General features: G+C 72.1%; 17 protein-coding genes. 2 read left to right on the top strand and 15 right to left on the bottom strand.

Annotation, left to right across the window (positions count from 1 at the left end):
- Positions 1-35: 35 nt before the first annotated feature.
- The 12 genes from ABTX18_RS12425 to ABTX18_RS12480 form a co-directional block, all read right to left on the bottom strand.
- On the bottom strand, positions 36-911 hold the full coding sequence (locus ABTX18_RS12425) for an alpha/beta hydrolase family protein (protein ID WP_352122684.1): 876 nt from the start codon (positions 909-911) through the stop codon (positions 36-38).
- Positions 912-1,142: 231 nt separating this feature from the next.
- Positions 1,143-2,339, bottom strand: coding sequence for a kynureninase (gene kynU / locus ABTX18_RS12430; protein WP_352122685.1), 1,197 nt, complete (start codon positions 2,337-2,339; stop codon positions 1,143-1,145).
- Positions 2,332-3,180, bottom strand: a complete 849-nt coding sequence (locus ABTX18_RS12435; protein ID WP_352122686.1) for a tryptophan 2,3-dioxygenase family protein — start codon at positions 3,178-3,180, stop codon at positions 2,332-2,334. The genes kynU and ABTX18_RS12435 overlap by 8 nt, the downstream gene beginning before the upstream one ends.
- A 194-nt stretch (positions 3,181-3,374) precedes the next feature.
- On the bottom strand, positions 3,375-3,788 hold the full coding sequence (locus ABTX18_RS12440; RefSeq protein ID WP_352122687.1) for a DUF3151 domain-containing protein: 414 nt from the start codon (positions 3,786-3,788) through the stop codon (positions 3,375-3,377).
- Between the two features lie 65 nt (positions 3,789-3,853).
- Positions 3,854-5,359 carry an MFS transporter gene (locus ABTX18_RS12445; RefSeq protein WP_352122688.1) on the bottom strand — a complete coding sequence of 502 codons (1,506 nt, stop codon included), beginning with the start codon at positions 5,357-5,359 and terminating at the stop codon, positions 3,854-3,856.
- Positions 5,360-5,546: 187 nt separating this feature from the next.
- Positions 5,547-6,713, bottom strand: a complete 1,167-nt coding sequence (locus ABTX18_RS12450) for a MalY/PatB family protein (protein WP_352122689.1) — start codon at positions 6,711-6,713, stop codon at positions 5,547-5,549.
- 107 nt (positions 6,714-6,820) lie between these two features.
- On the bottom strand, positions 6,821-7,843 hold the full coding sequence (fbaA, locus tag ABTX18_RS12455; protein WP_136326593.1) for a class II fructose-bisphosphate aldolase: 1,023 nt from the start codon (positions 7,841-7,843) through the stop codon (positions 6,821-6,823).
- A 200-nt stretch (positions 7,844-8,043) separates the two neighbouring features.
- Positions 8,044-8,583 (bottom strand): orotate phosphoribosyltransferase, encoded by a 540-nt coding sequence (gene pyrE, locus ABTX18_RS12460; protein ID WP_352122690.1) that lies wholly within the window; start codon positions 8,581-8,583, stop codon positions 8,044-8,046.
- 36 nt (positions 8,584-8,619) lie between these two features.
- Positions 8,620-9,417 (bottom strand): aldose epimerase family protein, encoded by a 798-nt coding sequence (locus tag ABTX18_RS12465; protein WP_352122691.1) that lies wholly within the window; start codon positions 9,415-9,417, stop codon positions 8,620-8,622.
- Between the two features lie 21 nt (positions 9,418-9,438).
- Positions 9,439-10,431: an SRPBCC domain-containing protein gene (locus ABTX18_RS12470; protein WP_352122692.1), complete on the bottom strand. Its 993-nt coding sequence runs from the start codon at positions 10,429-10,431 to the stop codon at positions 9,439-9,441.
- Between the two features lie 92 nt (positions 10,432-10,523).
- Positions 10,524-12,125, bottom strand: a complete 1,602-nt coding sequence (locus ABTX18_RS12475; protein ID WP_352122693.1) for a polyamine aminopropyltransferase — start codon at positions 12,123-12,125, stop codon at positions 10,524-10,526.
- A gap of 84 nt (positions 12,126-12,209) precedes the next feature.
- The gene (locus ABTX18_RS12480; protein ID WP_352122694.1) at positions 12,210-12,734 is read right to left on the bottom strand and encodes a DUF2617 family protein; all 525 of its coding nucleotides are present in this window, start codon (positions 12,732-12,734) and stop codon (positions 12,210-12,212) included.
- Between the two features lie 787 nt (positions 12,735-13,521).
- On the opposite strand from ABTX18_RS12480, the gene ABTX18_RS12485 reads away from it, so the two are divergent.
- Entirely contained in the window at positions 13,522-14,700 is a 1,179-nt protein-coding gene (locus ABTX18_RS12485) for a pyridoxal phosphate-dependent aminotransferase (RefSeq protein WP_352122695.1), read from the top strand.
- An 86-nt stretch (positions 14,701-14,786) separates the two neighbouring features.
- Here the strand turns inward: ABTX18_RS12485 and ABTX18_RS12490 are convergent, their stop codons facing one another.
- Positions 14,787-15,347: a type III secretion system chaperone family protein gene (locus tag ABTX18_RS12490; RefSeq protein ID WP_352122696.1), complete on the bottom strand. Its 561-nt coding sequence runs from the start codon at positions 15,345-15,347 to the stop codon at positions 14,787-14,789.
- A gap of 140 nt (positions 15,348-15,487) precedes the next feature.
- Positions 15,488-18,082, bottom strand: a complete 2,595-nt coding sequence (gene clpB, locus ABTX18_RS12495) for an ATP-dependent chaperone ClpB (RefSeq protein WP_352122697.1) — start codon at positions 18,080-18,082, stop codon at positions 15,488-15,490.
- Positions 18,083-18,278: 196 nt separating this feature from the next.
- On the opposite strand from clpB, the gene ABTX18_RS12500 reads away from it, so the two are divergent.
- Positions 18,279-18,683 (top strand): pyridoxamine 5'-phosphate oxidase family protein, encoded by a 405-nt coding sequence (locus ABTX18_RS12500; RefSeq protein ID WP_352122698.1) that lies wholly within the window; start codon positions 18,279-18,281, stop codon positions 18,681-18,683.
- A gap of 136 nt (positions 18,684-18,819) precedes the next feature.
- On the opposite strand, the gene ABTX18_RS12505 is transcribed toward ABTX18_RS12500, so the two are convergent.
- Positions 18,820-19,140, bottom strand: coding sequence for a (2Fe-2S)-binding protein (locus tag ABTX18_RS12505; protein WP_352122699.1), 321 nt, complete (start codon positions 19,138-19,140; stop codon positions 18,820-18,822).
- Between the last annotated feature and the right edge of the window lie 221 nt (positions 19,141-19,361).

Below are 19,361 nucleotides of genomic sequence, written 5' to 3' on the forward strand. Positions count from 1 at the left end.
CGCACTCTTCCGGGCCGTCCGGGCGGTCCCCCGCCCTACCAGGCCAGCTGGGCGATCTCCTCGGCCACCACCGCGCAGGCGTCGGCCGCCGGATCGATCAGCGGGAAGTGCCCGACGTCCGGGAGCAGCGTCAGCCCCACCGTCTCGCCCTCCAGCGCCGCCGCGTCGACGAACGCCTCCGAGACGGCCTGCGGCACGGTCACGTCGGAGGTGCCCTGCACCACCGCCGTCGCGATGCCGGTGGGCAGCAGCAGGGCCGGGTCGGCGTGCGCGCTCCGCTCGGCGAAGTCCTCCGCCCGCCCAAGGAACTGCCCGACCGCGCCGGAGCACACGTCCAGCGCGACGGCCGAGGCGAAGTCGGCGATCGGGGCGAGCGCGATCACGCCGCGCAGCGCGGGGGCCCGCGGCAGCCGCCACGGCGAGCCCTCGGGCAGGACGTGCCGGGCGGCGGCCCACAGCGCCAGCTGGCCGCCGGCCGAGTGCCCGGTGACGACGGTCCGCCGGGCGTCCGCGGAGGGCATGTGCCGGGCCAGCAGCTCCGGCAGCGCGTCCATCGCCGCCGCGACGTCGTCGAAGGTCTCCGGCCAGCGGCCGGCGACGGGGCCCGAGCCCCGCTGCTGCGGGAGCTCGCTGCCGCGCCGGTACTCGACGCTGGCGACGGCAAAGCCGCGGCGGGCCAGGAAGTCCGCGAACGGCGAGATGTGGAGCCGGTCGTACGGCGCCCGCCACGCCCCGCCGTGCAGGACGACCACGACGGGGGCGCCGACCCGCCCGTCGCGCGGGGCGTAGAAGTCGATCACCTGGTCCGGGTGGCTGCCGTAGACGGCGGAGACATCGGGGGCGACCACCGGATGCGAGAACGCCGACTCGGTCTCGGCTGCGTCCTGATCACGCGCGGCAGAATCCGACATGCTGCTCCAACCGTCCCTGTGCCATGGCCAACTGCCTTGACCTGCGGGGACGGTATCAGTACGGAAGCGCCCGTCTCCCCGCGGCGGGTGGTCCCGCCTCACGGACCGTCAAGTCGGCGGAAGTGCGCCCCACTCCGGCGGTGGCGAAACCGGCGGCAGTGGCGAAATCAGCGGAACCGACGGCACCGTCCGGCGACCGGGGCGAGCCGGTCGCCGGACTGACCCGGCAGCCTACGCCGCCGGACCGGTCAACACGTCCGCGAGCACCCGCGCCGCACGTTCCGCGTCGGCGAACCCCACGTACAGCGGTGTGAAGCCGAACCGCAGCACATCCGGCCGCCGCAGGTCCCCGACGACACCGCGCGCGATGAGCGCGCGCATCACGGGTTCGGCGTCATCGCACCGCAGCGCGACCTGGCTGCCGCGTTCCGCGTGGGCGGCCGGGGTGACGGAGGTGACGCGGCCCTCGGGGGCGTACGCGGCGACGCACTCCAGGAAGAAGTCCGTCAGCGCCAGGGACTTGGCCCGTACCGCGTCGATGCCCACCCCGTCCCAGACGTCGAGGGACGCCTCCAGGGCCAGCATGGACAGGATGTCGGGGGTGCCGACCCTGCCCCGCACGGCGCCGTCCGCGGGGGCGTACCCGGGCGTCATGGCGAACGGGTCGGCGTGCGACGTCCACCCCGGCAGGGGCGAGTCGAAGGCCGCCTGATGCCGCTCGGCGACGTACAGGTACGCGGGCGAACCGGGGCCGCCGTTGAGGTACTTGTACGTGCAGCCGACCGCCAGGTCCACCCCGTGGGCGTCCAGCCCGACGGGCAGGGCGCCCGCGCTGTGGCACAGGTCCCAGACTGCGATCGCACCCGCGGCGTGCACCGCGGCGGTGAGGCCGGGCAGGTCGTGGAGCCGGCCCGAGCGGTAGTCGACGTGATTGAGCAGGACTGCGGCGGTACGCGGCCCGAGCGCGCCCGGTACGTCGGCGGGGGCGACCGGGACGATCCGGTGGCCGGTCATCCGGGCCGCGGACGCGGCGATGTACCCGTCGGTGGGGAACGTGGAGGCGTCGACCAGGATCTCGTCGCGCCCCTCCGGTGCCAGCCGGCTAGCGGCGACAACGGCCTTGAAGACGTTCACGCTCGTCGAATCGCCGACCACGACCTGACCTGGGGCCGCACCGACGATCGGGGCGATGCGGTCGCCGATCCGCTCCGGCGCCGTCCACCAGCCGCTCTCGTCCCACGACCGGATGCGCAGCTCGCCCCACTCGCGGGTGAGGACCTCCTGCAGCCTGGCGGGCACGTGGCGGGGCAGAGCGCCCAGCGAGTTGCCGTCCAGGTAGACGGTGTCGTCGAGGGTGAAGAGCCCCCGCAGCGGAGCGAGCTCGTCCGCGGTGTCGAGCGCCTGTGCGCGCTCCTGCAGATCAGACATGGCTGCGGGCCGTCCAGAGCTCGGGGAACACGTTCTTCGTGGCGCGCTTCTCCAGCCAGGCGACCCCGGCGGAGCCACCGGTGCCGGTCTTGGAACCCATGGCCCGGCGGGTGGCGACGAGGTGGTCGTTGCGCCATCGCCAGACGAGTTCGCCCACGTCGGTGAGCACCTCGCCGAGCCGTACCAGCTCGTCGTTCTGGTCGGGGTTGGCGTAGATCTCCGCCCAGACGGCCTCGACCTCGGGCGAGGGCTCGTACTTCTGAGTCAGGTCGCGGCCGAGCACCGCCCGGGGCACGGGGTGGCCGCGCCGGGCGAGCAGGGCGAGCGCCTCGTCGTACAGACCCGGCTCGGCGAGCGCCTTCTCCAGCTCGGCGTGGACGCGGGGGGCGCCCCGGTGCGGCACGAGCATGGACGCGGACTTGTCACCGAGCAGGAACTCCATCCGCCGGTACATCGCCGACTGGAAGCCGGAGCCCTCGCCGAGCGAGGACCGGTAGGAGTTGAACTGGGCGGGCGTGAGCTGGGCGAGCGGCGTCCAGGAGGCGTTCAGCGCCTCCAGCTCCCGCAGCGACCGCTTCAGCGCGTCCTGCGCGACGCCGAGCCGGTCCTCGCGCAGGGCGTGGGCGGCGGTCTCCCACTCATGGACGATGACGGTGAACCACAGCTCCATGACCTGGGTGGTGACCAGGAAGACCATCTCGCCGGGGTCGTCCGAGCGGAGGTGCTGGAGGTGGGTCAGGACATCCGCCTGGACATAGTCCTCGTACGGAGTCGTTCCCGCGAAGTCGAGGTGCGGGGTCTGCGCACCGGTGGCTTCGGGGTCGGGGGGGATCGTCGACATTTCTGTCTCCTCGACGCGAGCTTCCGGGTAGCGGTCCGCCCCCACCTTGTGAGGTGGTGGAGCTCCGGTCCCCTGCCCGCATCCTAAGCGGAGGTCCGCATGCCGCGACAGCGCAGAGGCCCTGCGGGCACGACAGCGCGAAGGCCCCGCGGACGGCGATCGTCCACGGGGCCCGGCAGGGGGGTGTGCGGCGGCTAGCCGAGCGTCTCGGCGGCGGTCGGCGAGGAGTCGCGGAGGAACGTCGAGCAGCGCACGTACTCCTCCTGCTCACCGATCGACTGCGCGGCGCGCGCGAGGGCGTGCAGGGCACGCAGGAAGCCGCGGTTCGGCTCGTGCTCGAACGGTACGGGGCCGTGGCCTTTCCAGCCGGCCCGGCGCAGGGCGTCCAGGCCGCGGTGGTAACCGGTGCGGGCGTAGGCGTACGACTCGATGACCCGGCCGCCGTCGAACGCCTCGTCGGCGAGCTGGGCCCAGGCCAGCGAGGAGGTCGGGTACTTCGCCGCGACGTCGGCGGGCGCGGTGCCGGCGGCGAGCAGTTCGCGCGGCTCCGGGTCGTCGGGCAGATGGGTCGGGGCGGGGCCCCCGAGCAGGTTCTCGTGGATCGACATGGGTTCCAGTGTGCCTGCCCCAGGCGCCGCCCGGGGCATCCGGTGCCGCCCGGACCGCGAAACCTCTAGGTATGGTCAGGGGCGGGCTCCAGCGGGGGGCTCGTGACGCCGCAGTGCGTCGTGCACTCCGGACGGCAGGTGTCCTTCCCGGCGGCCGGCGGCGTGCGCACGGTCGCCCACGCGATGAGGGCCCCCAGGACCAGCAGACCGGCGCACATCGGCATGGCCCGCCGGAACGTCGCGGCGAACTCGCCGGCCTCCCGGTAGGCCTCCGGCCCCATCCCGGCGAGCAGCGGCAGGGCGGCCACCGCGATCAGTCCGGCGGCGCGGGCGGCGGCGTTGTTGATGCCGCTGGCGAGCCCGGCCCGCGCGGTGTCCACGGAGGCCAGGACGGTCGCGGTGAGGGGTGCCACGAGGGTGACCAGGCCGACGCCGAGAACCGCGACGGCGGGAAGCACGTCGGCCAGGTATCCGGTCATGGAATTGGACCCCGGCCCCACGCGCATCATCAGCAGCATCCCGGTGGCGGCGATCAGCGGCCCCGCGGTGAGCGGGATGCGGGGGCCGATGCGCCGGCTCAGTTCGCCCGACGAGGCCGAGAACAGCAGCATCAGGACGGTGGTCGGCAGCAGGGCGGCGCCCGCGCCGAGGGCGGAGTACCCCGCCACGACCTGGAGCTGGATGGCCGAGAGGAAGAAGAAGCCGCCGAGCGCCGCGTACACGCAGAGGGTGACGACGTTGACGGCGGTGAACTGCCGGGACGCGAACACCGACGGCGGCAGCATGGGGTCCGGCCGCCGCCGCTCGGCCTGCACGAACGCGACCCCCAGGAGCACCCCGCCCACCGCCGCGCCGATCACCGCCGGAGAGGCGCCGCTCCCCGGCGCCTCGATCAGCGCGTACGTGACGAGCGCCAGCGCGAGGGCGGCGAGGGCGGCCCCCAGGACGTCGAAGCGGCCGTGCTCGTACGGATCCCGGGACTCCGGTACGTGGCGCAGGGCGACGGGCACGCAGATCGCGGCGAGCGGCAGGTTGAGCAGGAACACCCAGCGCCAGCCGGGCCCGTCGACGAGCCAACCGCCGACGAACGGCCCCACTGCGGCGCCGACCCCGCCGAACCCCGACCACAGCCCGACCGCGCGGGCCCGGTCGTCCGGGTGGAAGCTCGCCTGGATCAGGGCCAGCGACCCCGGGGTGAGCAGGGCGCCGCCGACGCCCTGGAGGGCGCGGGCGGCGATGAGCATGTCGGCGTTCGGCGCGATGCCGCAGAGCAGCGAGGCGGCGGCGAACCACACCACGCCGACGACGAAGACCCGGCGCCGTCCGTACCGGTCGCCGAGCGCTCCCCCGAGGAGGATCAGCCCGGCGAGGGTCAGCATGTAGGCGTTGACGGTCCACTGGAGCGCCGCCATGCCGGTGCCGAGGTCCTCGCCGATGCGGGGCAGGGCGACATTGATGACGGTGGAGTCGAGCATGGCCATGCTCGACCCGAGCACGGTCGTGAGCACGACCCAGCGGCCGGTGAGGGAGGCGACACGGATGCCGCCGGGACCTGCTGCTTGCTCCGTCATGGCCTCAGCATCGCGCAACCACCCCCCTCCGACCCCTTCAAAGCTCCGGCCGGCCCCGTAATCAAGCCCCTCCGGCGCCTTCCACCCACGGCCGGCCCAATCAAGCCCCTGGGGTCCCCCGGACGAAGTCTGGGGGAGATTGAGGAGCGGGGGTACGGGGCAGCGCCCCCAAACGGCCCGCACCCCGCTACGCGGCGCCCCGCACCGCCTCCACCCCCCGGATCAGCGCCTCCACCCCCGCCTCCACCTTGCTCCGCGCACACCCCACGTTCAGCCGTACGAAGCCCTCGGCCCCGTACACGCTCCCCGGCATCACCGCGACCCGCTCCCGCTCGACCAGCACGCGCTGCAGCGCCTCCTCGTCCTCGACGCCGGCCCGCCGCAGGTCGATCCAGGCCAGGTACCCGGCCTGCGGCGGCTCCCACTCCAACTCGGGGAACGCCGCGTTCAGCCGCTCCGCGACCAGCGCCAGATTCCCGGCGACATACGCGCGCGCGGCGTCCAGCCACGCCGCGCCCTCCCGGTACGCGGCGATGTGCGCGGTCAGCGAGAGCACCGCCGGCGAGGCGAGGCCCTCCGCCGTCTCCATCCGGCGCAGGAACTCCGTCCGGTCCTCCGCACGGCCGATGATCCCGTACGAGCCGGTCAGCGCAGGAAAGTTGAACGCCTTGGACGCCGAGGTGATCAGCGCCCAGCGCCCGTCACCCCCCACCCGCGTCCACGGCACGTGGACGCGCCCCTCGTGCACGAAGTCCGCATGGATCTCGTCGCTGATCACCGCCACCCCGTGCCGTGCGGCGAGCGAGGCCATCCCGGTGAGCTCGGCCTCCGTCCACACCCGCCCCGACGGGTTGTGGGGCGAGCAGACGACGAGCACCTTGCTGTCCGGACGCGCGAGTTCCCGCTCCAGCGCCTCGGTGTCCCCGAGGCCGACACCGCGCAGCTCGCGGCCGAGCCCGGTGACCGCCTTGCGGAACCCGTCGTACGTCGGGGTGTGGACGACCACGCCGTCGCCCTCGGCCGTCCACATCTGGAGCAGTTGCGAGAACTGGCTGAGCACGGAGGGGCCGTAGACCAGCCTGCCGGTGTCGATCGCGGTGCCGTACCGGGTCGCGAACCAGTGGGCCACCGCCGGGCGGAAGTCGCCCAGCCGCCAGTCCGTGTAGCCGAACACGCCGTGGTCGAGCCGGGCCCGCAGGGCGGCCAGCACCTCGGGGGCCGTCTCGAAATCCATGTCGGAGATGGTGAACGGCAGCAGTCCGTCCACCCCGAACCGGTCCGCGACCCCGTCCCACTGCACGCTCCAGGTGCCACGGCGGTCGATGACGGTGTCGAAGTCGTAGGACGTGCTCACAGCTGTTCCCTCACATCGTTGGTGACGGGTGCGGACATGCCACGGGCCCGGCACCCCGAAAGGGGTACCGGGCCCACGCGGACATCCGTACGTACTTAAGTCGCTTACTACTTCAGCTTGGTGCCGGTGGACCGCAGGTTGGCGCAGGCCTCCGTGACGCGCTTGGCCATGCCGCCCTCGGCGGACTTGCCCCAGCTGCGCGGGTCGTAGACCTTCTTGTTGCCGACCTCGCCGTCGACCTTCAGCACGCCGTCGTAGTTGCGGAACACGTGGTCCACGATCGGGCGGGTGAAGGCGTACTGGGTGTCGGTGTCGAGGTTCATCTTCACGACGCCGTTCTCCAGCGCGGTGGCGATCTCCTCGGCGGTGGACCCGGAGCCGCCGTGGAAGACGAAGTCGAACGGGGACGCCTGGCCGTACTTGGCGGCGACACCCTCCTGGAGGTCCTTGAGGAGCTCGGGGCGCAGGACGACGTTGCCCGGCTTGTAGACGCCGTGCACGTTGCCGAAGGACGCGGCCAGCAGGTAGCGGCCCTTCTCGCCCAGGCCGAGCGCTTCGGCGGTGCGCAGCGCGTCGTCGACGGTCGTGTAGAGCTCGTCGTTGATCTCGTGGGTGACGCCGTCCTCCTCGCCACCGGTCGGGGTGATCTCGACCTCGAGGATGATCTTGGCGGCGGCGGCCTTGGCCAGCAGCTCCTGGCCGATGGCCAGGTTGTCGGCCAGCGTCTCGGCCGAGCCGTCCCACATGTGGGACTGGAACAGCGGGTTCAGACCCTTGGCGACACGCTCCGCGGAGATGTCGATCAGCGGACGGACGTAGGTGTCCAGCTTGTCCTTGGGGCAGTGGTCCGTGTGCAGCGCGACCGTGACGTCGTACTTGGCGGCGACGATGTGCGCGAACTCGGCGAGGGCGACAGCGCCCGTGACCATGTCCTTGTTGTACTGGCCGCCCAGGAACTCCGCCCCACCGGTGGAGATCTGGACGATGCCGTCGCTCTCGGCCTCCGCGAAGCCGCGCAGCGCAGCGTGCAGGGTCTGGGTCGACGTCACATTGATGGCCGGGTAGGCGAACTTGCCTGCCTTCGCCCGGTCGAGCATCTCGGCGTAGACCTCGGGGGTTGCGATGGGCATCTGTCCGCTCCTTGGGATGTGCGGTGTGCGTTGCTGGTTCCCTGACCTGGGGGCGACGTCATCGTCGCCCCCATCTTCCCAGACTCTGGCCCCGGCTCCACCCGGTGTACTCCCCCAGCCTTCCCGGGCTCCCGCTGCAGGGATACGACAAGGGGGGTCGGTTTCACGTGAAACCGACCCCCTTTGAGGGAAACCGCAGGTCAGGCCAGGTCGAGGTCCTGGACCGAGTAGACGTGGACATACGGGAGGCCCGCCTCGGCGACGGCCGGAGCCGCGCCCCGCTCCACGATCACGGCGACGGCGACGACCTCGCCACCCGCCTCACGCACCGCCTCGACGGCGGTCAGGGGCGAACCGCCGGTCGTCGAGGTGTCCTCGACGACCAGGCAGCGGCGGCCCTTGACGTCCGTGCCCTCGATGCGGCGCTGCATGCCATGGGCCTTCTGCGCCTTGCGCACCACGAAGGCGTCCAGCTCCTGCCCGCGGGCGGCGGAGGCGTGCAGCATCGAGGCGGCGACCGGGTCGGCACCCAGCGTCAGCCCGCCCACGCAGTCGTAGTCGAGCTCCGCGGTGGCGTCCAGCATGACCTGACCGACCATCGGAGCGGCCTTGCCGTCCAGCGTGATGCGGCGCAGATCGATGTACCAGTCGGCCTCGAGGCCCGAGGAGAGTGTCACCTTGCCGTGAACCACGGCCTTGTCCTTGATCTGCTGCAACAGCTCAGCACGTACGTCAGTCATGGCTACGAGGATAAGGTGCCCGGCGCCTGCCCGTCCTCAGAGCGTGCGCCAGCTCCAGGTCGACGCGATCTCCAGGGGCTCGATCGGGGTGACATAGCGGGGCGTGGTGTTCAGTCCGTTCGGCGGGCCCGACTGCGGCTCCACGCAGACCGCCTCGTCCTGCTCGTCGTAGATCACGACCCACTCGGTGCGGCTGCGCACGGTGAGCTCCAGCTGCTCCGGCCAGGTGAGGGTCACATCCACGCCGTCGGGCATGCCGAAGCAGTCGTCCCACGGCCCGTCCAGGGGCGGGATGCGGCGGCCGGTCGGCAGGTGGTTCCCGCCGCGCTCCTCCTGCCATGCGGCGTCGAAGGCGATCCGGACGTCATCGCCGCTGCCGAGGTTGCGCCGGAACCACGGATGCCAGCCGGCCTGCGCGGGGAAGGAGTCCCCGTACGTCTCGATGCCGAACGCCAACGTGAGGGAGGACTCGGTGAGTTCGAAGGTCTGCGTCACCCGTCCCGGGTACGGCCACGGGTCGGTGAGGTCGTAGTAGAACGCCGCCTCCGTCCCGCTCTCGCGTGCCGTGTGCCACGCGGTGTCACGGCCGGTGCCGTGGATGGCGTGCGGCGGGGCGGTCAGCGGCAGCTGGTGCAGCACATCGCCGTTGTGGAACTGCCCGTTCTCGGTCCGCCCGCACCACGGCACCATCGGGAAGCAGCCGTAGCGCTCCCCCTGCCGCAGCAGTTCGGTGCCACCGATCCGGAGGCTGCTGATACGGCAGCCGTTGGCGGGATTCACGGTCAACTCTGCGTCGCCGACGGACAGCCGGACGTCCTTCTCGCTGCTGCTCACACGACGACCCTACTGGCGCGGCTACCTCCGGCGCCGCAACGCCCGGCCCACCACCACCGCGGAGGCGAGGGCGAGCGCGGCCGCGGGGGCGACCCAGCGCAGCGTGGCGCCGGCACCGGACGAATCGGGTGACGGCACGGGGGCGTACCGGCCGCGCGGCGGAGCGTGGTCGACCTCCTCCGCGCTGCGGCCGATCATGGTGCGCCGGGCGTGCGCGGCCTCGGCGGGCGGCCCGTCCGGCACGGTGAACTCGATCCCGGCCACCGGGTCCAGCGCCGACGGCGGCACCGGGGTGTCGAAGACGGAGGCCTCGTCCGGCGCCTGTTCCCCGGCCGGTGCCTCGTCCGCGGCCGCGGACGCGTCGGCGCGCGAGGTGTCCGCCTCCTCGGCGGCCTCCTCGATGGCCTGCTCCACCGCTTCACCGACGGCCTGCTCCTCCGCGGCGACGGCCGCATCGGACTCGGTCACGGGCTCACGGGGGGTGCCGCCCGTGTCGTCCACGCCTTCCGCGGCGTCCCGGGCCTCCCCGCCGTCCACGCCTTCCGCGGCGTCCCGGGCCTCCCCGCCGTCCGCGAGGGACTCCGTCACCAGCTGCTGCGCGAACCGGTCCAGCAGGCGGTGGGCCGCCGACAGCGCGGCCTCCGGGTCGAGGTCCAGCAGCCGGCCGTCGCCGCTCACCGTGCCGTCGAAGGCGATGACCGTGCCGCCATCGCGTTCGGTGAGGCGGACGGTGAGGGCCAGCTTCGCCGAACCGCTGCCGCGCGCCTCCGCTCCCTCACCCGTCACGGACACCCCGTGCGCGGCGTCCCCGTCCGGCAGCGGGGTGAGGCGCAGCGTGCCCCGGTAGGTGATGGTGTGGCCGCCGGCCCGGATCCTGAGCCGGCCGGCCAGCGGGCCCACGGACGTGTCGGCGTCCTGCTGGAGCCCCGGCACACAGCGCGCGACCCGGGCGGGATCGCCCAGCGTCCGCCGAAGGGCCGGGACCGGAACCGGAACGAACACCTCATGCTCCATGGAAACCGAGCCTACTCAGACCCGGCCCCCGCGTCAGCGCAATCCGTGTCCCGGAGGCCCCTGCCACGGGCCCGGCCCGCCCCGCTCACCCCTCACCGCTCCTCCTCCCGGTACCGCGGGTGCACCAGCGTCGAGGGTGTCTGGCCCCGCAGCCGGCCGGATTCCGCGCGCCGCCCCGCCTCCCGGAGCGCCGGAGCCGTCAGGGACCGCAGCCGCGGAGCTCCGGGGTCCAGGCCGAGGACGGGCGCCGCGGCGGAACCGGCCAGGACGAAACCCCAGCCGTGCGCCTGGCCCGTACGCCCCGTGGCCCGGTCGGGGCCGGCCGTGAATCCGGCGTACCGCCCGCTGATCCGATAGGGGCGGGTGCGCAGCCCCGCCGCCCGCATCGACGCCTCGACCGTCCAGTAGGTGCGCGGCCGGCTCACCACCGGCCCTCCGTGCACCACCACCCGGCCACCCGGTGCGAGCGCCCGGGCGACCAGTCCGTAGAACTCCGCCGAATAGAGCTTCGTACTGGCCGAGATCCCCGGGTCCGGCAGGTCCGCGATCACCACGTCGTAGCGGTCGTGCGTCGTGCGGAGCCGGCTGAACGCGTCCGCCGTCACGGACGTCAGCCGCGGATCGCGGTAGGCGTGCGCGTTCAGCTCGGACAGGGCGCGGTCGGTACGGGCCAACCGGGTGACGCCGGGGTCCAGCTCCACCACCGTCACGCTCCGCACGTCCGCGTAGCGCAGCACCTCGCGGGCCGCCAGGCCGTCGCCGCCGCCCAGGATCAGCACCCGGGCGTGCGGCCCGTTCATCGCCGGGTGCACCAGCGCCTCGTGGTAGCGGTACTCGTCGCGGGAGCTGACCCGCAGCCGCCCGCCCAGATAGAGGTCGAGGGAGCCCCGGTCGCCGCCGGTCAGCACGACCTCCTGGACCTCGGTCTGCACCGCGACCCGCACCTGGTTCCCGTACACCGCGCGCCGCGCCGCCCGCTCGAAGTCGTCCGCCAGCACCGCGGCCGTGGCCAGCACGGCGATCACCGCCACGTTCGCGCCGATCAGCAGCCACCGGGACCGGGCCGTGAGATCCCGCCCGAACACCCACAGGACCAGCGCCCCGCCCGCCGCGGCGTTGACCGCCCCGGTGAACAGCGCACCTGTGAGCTGCCCGAGCATCGGCAGCAGCAGGAAGGGGAACGCCAGCCCGCCGACCAGTGCGCCCACGTAGTCGGCGGCGAACAGATCGGCCACCGCCCCGCCCGCGTCCTGCCGGTCCACCCGCTGGATCAGCGTCATCAGCAGCGGGATCTCGGCACCGATCAGGACCCCGATCGCCAGGGAGAACCCGACCAGTGCGTACCGCGACTCCCCGATCCAGGCGAACGACGCGTAGAGCACCAGCGCCGAGAAGCCGCCGACCAGGGCGAGCGCCGCCTCGATCAGTCCGAAGCCGACCGCGGCGCGGCTGCGCAAACGTTTCGCGAGGAGCGAGCCGATGCCCATGGCGAACACCATCACGGACAGCACGACGGACGCCTGGGTGACGGAGTCACCGATCAGATAGGACGCGAGTGCGACCAGTTCGAGCTCGTACACCAGTCCGCAGGCGGCGCAGATGAAGACCGTGGCCAGCACGAGGTACCTGCCGGTCCTCGGCCGCACGGGAAGCCGCGTCGCGCCCCCTCGCAGCGGTAGCTGCTGGTCGATCATGCCGCGAACGCTACGTCACGGAAACGTCGCCGCTTGTCACCCACACGGGTGCAATCGGCGCACTCCCCGGGGGGTTGGCGCCGGTCACAGCGCCGCCGCTGCCGGCATCCGCGCACCCACCCTGGTACGCGTCACCACCAGCCGGCCCTCCTGCGGGTACGCGTGCCAGGTGCGCCACCGCACCTGGCCCTCGGTCCGCTGGGCGAGCATGGCGGTGAAGGCGTGCGGGCTCCCCGGGAACGTCCCGGCCAGTCCATGGGGGTGGTCGGCGACGAGTGCCAGCAACTCCTGCGCGCGGCCCGCGAAGGAGCCCGCGCCAAGGGTCTCGACGCGCGCCGCGAACTCGTACTCCCAGTCCCCCAGGCGCTTGGAGACGCCCAGGGGCAGGGGGGTGCTGCTGCCGGGGATACAGGCGACGGTCTCGGAGCAACTGCCGTGCTCCTCCTCCAGAAGCACCTGGTGGGAGGCGCCGAGCAGGCGCAACTGCAGTTGCGCACCCGCGAGCTGGAGGTCGAGGACGGCCAGCGCCGGGAGCGGTTCACGCCCCAGCGCCCAGGCAAGGTCGGCGGCGCAGGTGTCGGAATAGGCCGTATGAAGGGTCGTGAGCATGGGTCGGCTCCGCAAAACACACATGGACACGTGGACAGGGGGCGCCCCGGAGTGGTGCACGTGGGAGGTGGGAAGCGCCCGATCAGGTCCAACTGGGGTCCGAGGGCTGAATGTTCTCTCAACTGAGGGAATCACGAACTACGCCGCACTCGCAGCGTTTTTGCCCAACTTGGCGTGGTTTCCATCCCCCCGGGGGCCTGTCGGTTCTGGTGTTCACCAGCAACGCGCCGCGCAGGCCAACGAAAAGGTGTCCGGCGGGACTTAGAGCCTCGCTCCTCGTCCCGCCGGGCACCGGGCCGGCTCGTCGTGCCCGGCCGCGGACCAGCTGCCCCGTGTCAGCTGCCTCCGCCGCATCCGCCCCCGCCGCCGCACGACGAACCACCGCCGCACGAGGAACCCCCGCCACACGAGTGGCCGCCGGAATGACCGCCCGAGTGGCCACCGGAATGACCGCCCGAGTGGCCCCCCGCGTCACCGCCCCCGCCGTCGCCGGCCCACCAGCTGCCGCCACCCGCCCCACCGCCGCTGCCGGCCGCCCCGCGCCGCTTGCCCCGGCCCAGCGGCTTCCCGCGGCTTCCGGCGTTCGCCATCATCACGACGAGGAGCATGGCCCCCACGACCACCGCCACCCCGATGAGCACATCATTCACGGCCCCCACGCCCTTCCGTCCCCCGAAGCGATGTCCCCCGCTCCGTGCCGAGTCCTGCGTGCCAGGGGGATTCCCCCGCCCCCGTACGGCCAAAGCAGACTTGAGCAACTCCAGAGCTTCCGCGCAGGATGGCGGTCATGACACAGGGACGACCGCTCCTCAACCGCCGCCTCGCCGAGTTCGGTACGACGATCTTCGCGGAGATGTCCGCGCTGGCCGTCCGCACCGGCGCCATCAACCTCGGCCAGGGCTTCCCCGACACCGACGGCCCCGAGGAGGTCCGCGAGGCCGCGGTCCGTGCCCTGCGCGCCGGGCACGGCAACCAGTACCCACCGGGGCCGGGCGTCCCCGAGCTGCGTACCGCGATCGCGGCCCACAAGCAGCACCGCTACGCCCTGACGTTCGACCCCGACACCGAGGTCCTCGTCACCGCGGGCGCCACCGAGGCCATCGCGGCCTCACTGCTGGCACTCCTGGAGCCGGGGGACGAGGTCGTCGCGCTGGAGCCGTACTACGACTCGTACGCCGCCTGCATCGCCATGGCGGGAGCCACCCGCGTCCCCGTGACCCTGCGCCCCGAGCCGTCCACCGGCACCTACCGGCTGGACCTCGACGAACTGCGCGCCGCCGTCACACCCCGCACCCGGCTGCTGCTGCTCAACACCCCGCACAACCCCACCGGCACCGTCCTGACCCGCGAGGAGCTCGGCGCGATCGCCGAGCTGGCGTGCGCGCGCGATCTCCTCGTCGTCACCGACGAGGTCTACGAGCACCTGGTCTTCGAGGGCGAACACCTGCCGCTCGCCGGCTTCCCCGGGATGCGCGAGCGGACGGTCACCATCGGCTCGGCCGGCAAGACGTTCTCCTTCACCGGCTGGAAGATCGGCTGGATCACCGCGAGCCCCGCACTGGTGACGGCGGTGCGCTCGGCGAAGCAGTATCTGACGTACGTCTCCGGCGGACCGCTCCAGTACGCCGTCGCCGAGGCCCTGCGGCTGCCCGACAGCTTCTTCGACGAGCTGCGCGCGGATCTGCGGGCCAAGCGGGACCTGCTGTGCGCGGGGCTCGCCGAGGCCGGTTTCGCGGTCTACCGCCCGGCCGGCACGTACTTCGTCACCACCGACATCCGCCCGCTCGACAGCGGCGGCGACGGCGTCGCGTTCTGCCGGGCGCTGCCGGAGCGGTGCGGGGTGGTGGCCGTCCCCAACGCGGTCTTCTACGACCACCGGGATCAGGGCGCGCCCTTCGTCCGTTTCGCGTTCTGCAAGCGTACGGAGGTGCTGGAGGAGGCGGTCGCCCGGCTCAAGAGCCTGTGACACGGCACGGCGCGGGGGTGTGACACAGCACGGCGCGGGGCGGTCCCGTGGGACCGCGCCCGCGCCGTGCAGGTGTCGCGTGGGGCTCAGGCCTCGGGAGCGTCCTGCTCCGTGCCTTCGGCCTTCTCGTCGGCCGGCGCCAGGCCGAGGTGCTCGAGCAGCCACTTGTCGAACTCGATCGAGGCGCGCACCCAGCTGACCGTAGAGGAGACGAAGTGCTCCAGGGAGACACCGGTGCCGATGAGCATCTGCGCCTCACCGATCAGCCGGACCGAGGTGCCGGTGTCCTCGGAGCCCTCCTCGGGCTCGTGGGTGTGCGTGTAGACCTTGGGCCACAGGGTGCGGCGGTTCCAGTCGTCGATCGCGTCGAGGAGGACCGGGCGCTGGTCCGCGTCGTGCGGGCGGTCGTAGAACGTGCGGACCGAGAAGACCTGCTGCTCGCCCTCGCCACGGAACATGAAGTACGTGCGGAAGTCTTCCCACGGCGCCGCGAGGTCGCCCTCGTCGTCGACGACGTACTTCAGCTCCATCTGCTCCAGGAGCTGCTTGACGAGGTCCTGGTCAGGGACGACGGGGCCCTCCGGTCCTGCCGCCTGCGGTTCGGGCTGGCCCCCGAAGTTAGGAATCGAGGACGGATCGATGCTCACCGTAATTTCCCTTCGTGCGGTTGGCTGCCATCCTCTCCCATCCCGGGCGGGGCATGGCAAGCCCGGACGGCCCCGATCCGCCACAAGCTGATATCCAGCCGGTGGGGGCGGGGCCGCCGGTTAGCCCACACGTGCCCGGGTCAGGTCGCCGGGCCGACGATCAGACCGTCACCGACCCGGTCGACGCGGACCGTGTCACCGTCCGTGATCTCGCCCGCGAGGATCTCCTTGGCGAGCCGGTCGCCGATCGCCGTCTGGATGAGGCGGCGCAGCGGCCGGGCCCCGTAGGCCGGGTCGTTGCCCTCATCGGCCAGCCAGGCCAGGGCGGCCGGGGTGACGTCGAGGGTGAGCTGCCGGTCCGCCAGCCGCTTGGCCAGCCGGTCGATCTGGAGCCCCGCGATGTGGGCGAGCTCGTCGCCGGACAGCGCGGAGAAGACGACCAGGTCGTCGAGCCGGTTGAGGAACTCCGGCTTGAAGGAGGCCCGTACGACGTCCAGGACCTGCTGCTTCTTCTCCTCGGGCTTCGTCAGCGGGTCGATCAGGTACTGGCTGCCGAGGTTGGACGTCAGGATCAGGATGGTGTTGCGGAAGTCCACCGTCCGGCCCTGTCCGTCGGTGAGCCGGCCGTCGTCGAGGACCTGGAGCAGGATGTCGAAGACCTCCGGGTGCGCCTTCTCCACCTCGTCCAGCAGGACGACGCTGTACGGGCGGCGGCGGACCGCCTCCGTGAGCTGGCCGCCCTCCTCGTAACCGACGTATCCGGGCGGGGCGCCGACCAGCCGGGCCACGCTGTGCTTCTCGCTGTACTCGCTCATGTCGATGCGGACCATGGCCCGCTCGTCGTCGAAGAGGAAGTCCGCGAGCGCCTTCGCCAGCTCGGTCTTGCCGACACCGGTCGGCCCGAGGAACAGGAACGATCCGGTGGGCCGGTCGGGATCCGCGATGCCGGCCCGGGTACGGCGTACCGCGTCCGAGACGGCCTGTACGGCCTCGGTCTGCCCGATGAGCCGCCGGCCCAGCTCCTCCTCCATGCGCAGCAGTTTCTGCGTCTCGCCCTCGAGGAGGCGTCCGGCCGGGATTCCGGTCCAGGCGCCGACGACATCGGCGATGTCGTCGGGTCCGACCTCGTCCTTGACCAGGGTCTCCTTGGGCTCCTTCGCCGCCTCCTGCTCGGCCTCGGCGGCCTCGGCCAGTTCCCGCTCCAGGCCCGGGATCTCCCCGTACAGCAGCTTGGACGCGGTGTCGAAGTCGCCGTCGCGCTGGGCGCGTTCGGCCTGGCCGTGCAGTTCGTCGAGGCGTTCCTTGAGCTCACCGACGCGGTTCAGGCCCTGCTTCTCCTTCTCCCAGCGGGCGTTGAGGCCGCGCAGCTCCTCCTCCTTGTCGGCGAGGTCGCGGCGCAGCTTCTCCAGGCGCTGCCTGGACGCCGGGTCGGTCTCGTTCTTGAGCGCAAGCTCCTCCATGTGCAAACGGTCGACGGCGCGCTGGAGTTCGTCGATCTCGACGGGCGAGGAGTCGATCTCCATGCGCAGCCGCGAGGCCGCCTCGTCGACGAGGTCGATGGCCTTGTCGGGGAGGAAGCGGGAGGTGATGTAGCGGTCGGAGAGCGTGGCGGCGGCGACCAGGGAGGCGTCGGCGATCTGCACCTTGTGGTGCGCCTCGTAGCGGCCCTTGAGCCCGCGCAGGATCGCGATGGTGTCCTCGACGGACGGCTCGGCCACGAGCACCTGCTGGAAGCGGCGCTCCAGGGCGGGGTCCTTCTCGATCCGCTCGCGGTACTCGTCGAGCGTGGTGGCGCCGACCATCCGCAGCTCGCCCCGGGCCAGCATGGGCTTGAGCATGTTGCCCGCGTCCATGGCGGAGTCGCCGCCGGCGCCGGCGCCGACGACGGTGTGGAGCTCGTCGATGAACGTGATGATCTGGCCGCCACTCTCCTTGATCTCGGAGAGGACGGTCTTCAGGCGCTCCTCGAACTCGCCGCGGTACTTCGCGCCCGCGACCATGGCGCCCAGATCCAGCGAGACGAGCCGCTTGTTCTTCAGGGACTCGGGGACGTCTCCCTTGACGATGCGCTGGGCGAGCCCTTCGACGACGGCGGTCTTGCCGACGCCGGGCTCACCGATGAGCACCGGGTTGTTCTTGGTGCGGCGGGACAGCACCTGGACGACGCGGCGGATCTCCTGGTCGCGCCCGATGACCGGGTCGAGCTTGCCCTCGCGCGCGGCCGCGGTGAAGTCCGTGCCGAATTTCTCCAGGGCCTTGTACTGGCCCTCCGGGTCGGGTGTGGTCACCCGGCGCCCTCCCCTGCTCTTCTCGAACGCGTCCAGCAGCCTCTTCGCGCTGGCGCCCTGTCCGTCGAGGATCTCACCGGCGCGGCCACCCTCGGCGGCGATGCCGATGAGCAGGTGCTCGGTGGAGATGTAGTCGTCGCCGAGCTCCTTCGCCCGCTGGGCGGCGTCGGAGATGACGGCGAGCAGCTCGCGGTTGGGCTGCGGCGGTGCGACGGTCGAGCCGGTCACGCTGGGCTGCGCGCTCAGGAGCCGCTCGGTCTCGGTGCGTACGGCGATCTGGTCCGCCTCGACGGCGGCCAGCAGATCGACGAGGTTCTCGTTGTCCTCGCCCGAGAGCAGCGCGAGCAGCAGATGCCCCGGGGTCAGATCGGGGTGCCCGTCCTTCACGGCCCTGCTGGTGGCCGCGTTGATGGCGTCCCGGCTCCTGTTGGTCAGCTCGGCGTCCACGTGCCCTCTCTCCTCCTGGTGATACTGGCGATGACTGATCCGTTCCCACTGCTGACACGGTCAACGTGCACAAAGTTGAGTCTATTCCACTCAAGGCAAGCGTGAGCCGTTTCCCGGCCCTTCCTCAGTCCGAGTGAACCGGCCGCTGCGTCCACCCGCCACCGCAGAGCGGCCCCGGGCTGCCTACGCTGGCGCCATGGCAGTCGACGTACGCAACCCCGGTCCGCAGTACCTCGCCTTCTGGCGCGAGTCGCACCTGTGCACCCTCACCACGCCCCGCCCGGACGGCACTCCGCATGTGGTGCCGGTCTGTGTGACGTACGACCCCGAGGCCGGCCTCGCCCGCATCATCACCAACAAGAGCAGCCGCAAGGTCGCGAACATCCTGGCCGCGGGCCCGGACGGCGCCCGCGTCGCGGTCTGCCAGGTGCACCGGGCCCGCTGGGCGACCCTGGAGGGCGTCGCGAGGGTGCGTACGGAGCAGGACAGGGTCGACGAGGCGGTACGCCGCCACATGGAGCGCTACGAGCGCACGCCCTCGCCCAACCCGGACCGGGTCGCCATCGAGATCAGCCTGGACCGGGCGCTCGGCCGGGGGTGACCGCGTCCCAGCCTCTGCGGGCGTTCTTCCGCCCCGCCACGGGCCGGGGAAAGCACAACGGCACCACCGTGTTCAGGTCACGGTGGTGCCGTTGTGTGGGGGAGTGTCTGAGCGACGTGGAACGACGGGGGATCGCTCAGGCACTGCGGGGGGTGGCGGAGATGGTTTCGGGCTCGAACAGCTGGTGGTCACGCTGGGCGAGGTTCACAAAAATCATGTCGTACCGAATGGCACACCGCACGGGCTGCGGTGCTCCGCGCGGCTTGCGGAGGCAACGGTAGGCGTGGAGTTCCCCGTCGTCCTCACGGGCGACGACGACCGGGTCACCGAACAGAGTGACCATCAACGAATCACCACGGTGGGGGAGTGCCGTGACGAGGTCGATGAAATGCCACCCTGAGCGGTAGGCGGTTGCCATCTCGCGCCGGAAGGTCCGGTCGTCGGGCGGGGTGGTCATGTCAGACGCCCGCCGAAGTCGGCGTGGAACCCCACGTGATGTCAGCCTTTGCATCCTTCGGCGCTGCACCGCCCCAGGTGATGTCACCGAGGGGGGCTGCCGCGACATGGCTCGATGCCGTGCGGGGCGCGACCTCCCAAGTAATGTCACTGGCACCCAGTACGCCGTAGGCCAGGGCCCCCGCAAACGCAGTGGCAAGCACCGAGCGAAGCATTCGCTTA

Origin of the sequence: Streptomyces sp. NPDC096323 (assembly GCF_040302845.1) — a bacterium.
Classification (GTDB): domain Bacteria; phylum Actinomycetota; class Actinomycetes; order Streptomycetales; family Streptomycetaceae; genus Streptomyces.

Coding starts and splice junctions, on each gene's coding strand:
- ABTX18_RS12425 (WP_352122684.1), bottom strand. CDS start 911: ATGTCGGATTCTGCCGCGCGTGATCAGGACGCAGCCGAGACCGAGTCG.
- kynU (WP_352122685.1), bottom strand. CDS start 2,339: ATGTCTGATCTGCAGGAGCGCGCACAGGCGCTCGACACCGCGGACGAG.
- ABTX18_RS12435 (WP_352122686.1), bottom strand. CDS start 3,180: ATGTCGACGATCCCCCCCGACCCCGAAGCCACCGGTGCGCAGACCCCG.
- ABTX18_RS12440 (WP_352122687.1), bottom strand. CDS start 3,788: ATGTCGATCCACGAGAACCTGCTCGGGGGCCCCGCCCCGACCCATCTG.
- ABTX18_RS12445 (WP_352122688.1), bottom strand. CDS start 5,359: ATGACGGAGCAAGCAGCAGGTCCCGGCGGCATCCGTGTCGCCTCCCTC.
- fbaA (WP_136326593.1), bottom strand. CDS start 7,843: ATGCCCATCGCAACCCCCGAGGTCTACGCCGAGATGCTCGACCGGGCG.
- pyrE (WP_352122690.1), bottom strand. CDS start 8,583: ATGACTGACGTACGTGCTGAGCTGTTGCAGCAGATCAAGGACAAGGCC.
- ABTX18_RS12470 (WP_352122692.1), bottom strand. CDS start 10,431: ATGGAGCATGAGGTGTTCGTTCCGGTTCCGGTCCCGGCCCTTCGGCGG.
- ABTX18_RS12475 (WP_352122693.1), bottom strand. CDS start 12,125: ATGATCGACCAGCAGCTACCGCTGCGAGGGGGCGCGACGCGGCTTCCC.
- ABTX18_RS12480 (WP_352122694.1), bottom strand. CDS start 12,734: ATGCTCACGACCCTTCATACGGCCTATTCCGACACCTGCGCCGCCGAC.
- ABTX18_RS12485 (WP_352122695.1), top strand. CDS start 13,522: ATGACACAGGGACGACCGCTCCTCAACCGCCGCCTCGCCGAGTTCGGT.
- ABTX18_RS12500 (WP_352122698.1), top strand. CDS start 18,279: ATGGCAGTCGACGTACGCAACCCCGGTCCGCAGTACCTCGCCTTCTGG.
- ABTX18_RS12505 (WP_352122699.1), bottom strand. CDS start 19,140: ATGACCACCCCGCCCGACGACCGGACCTTCCGGCGCGAGATGGCAACC.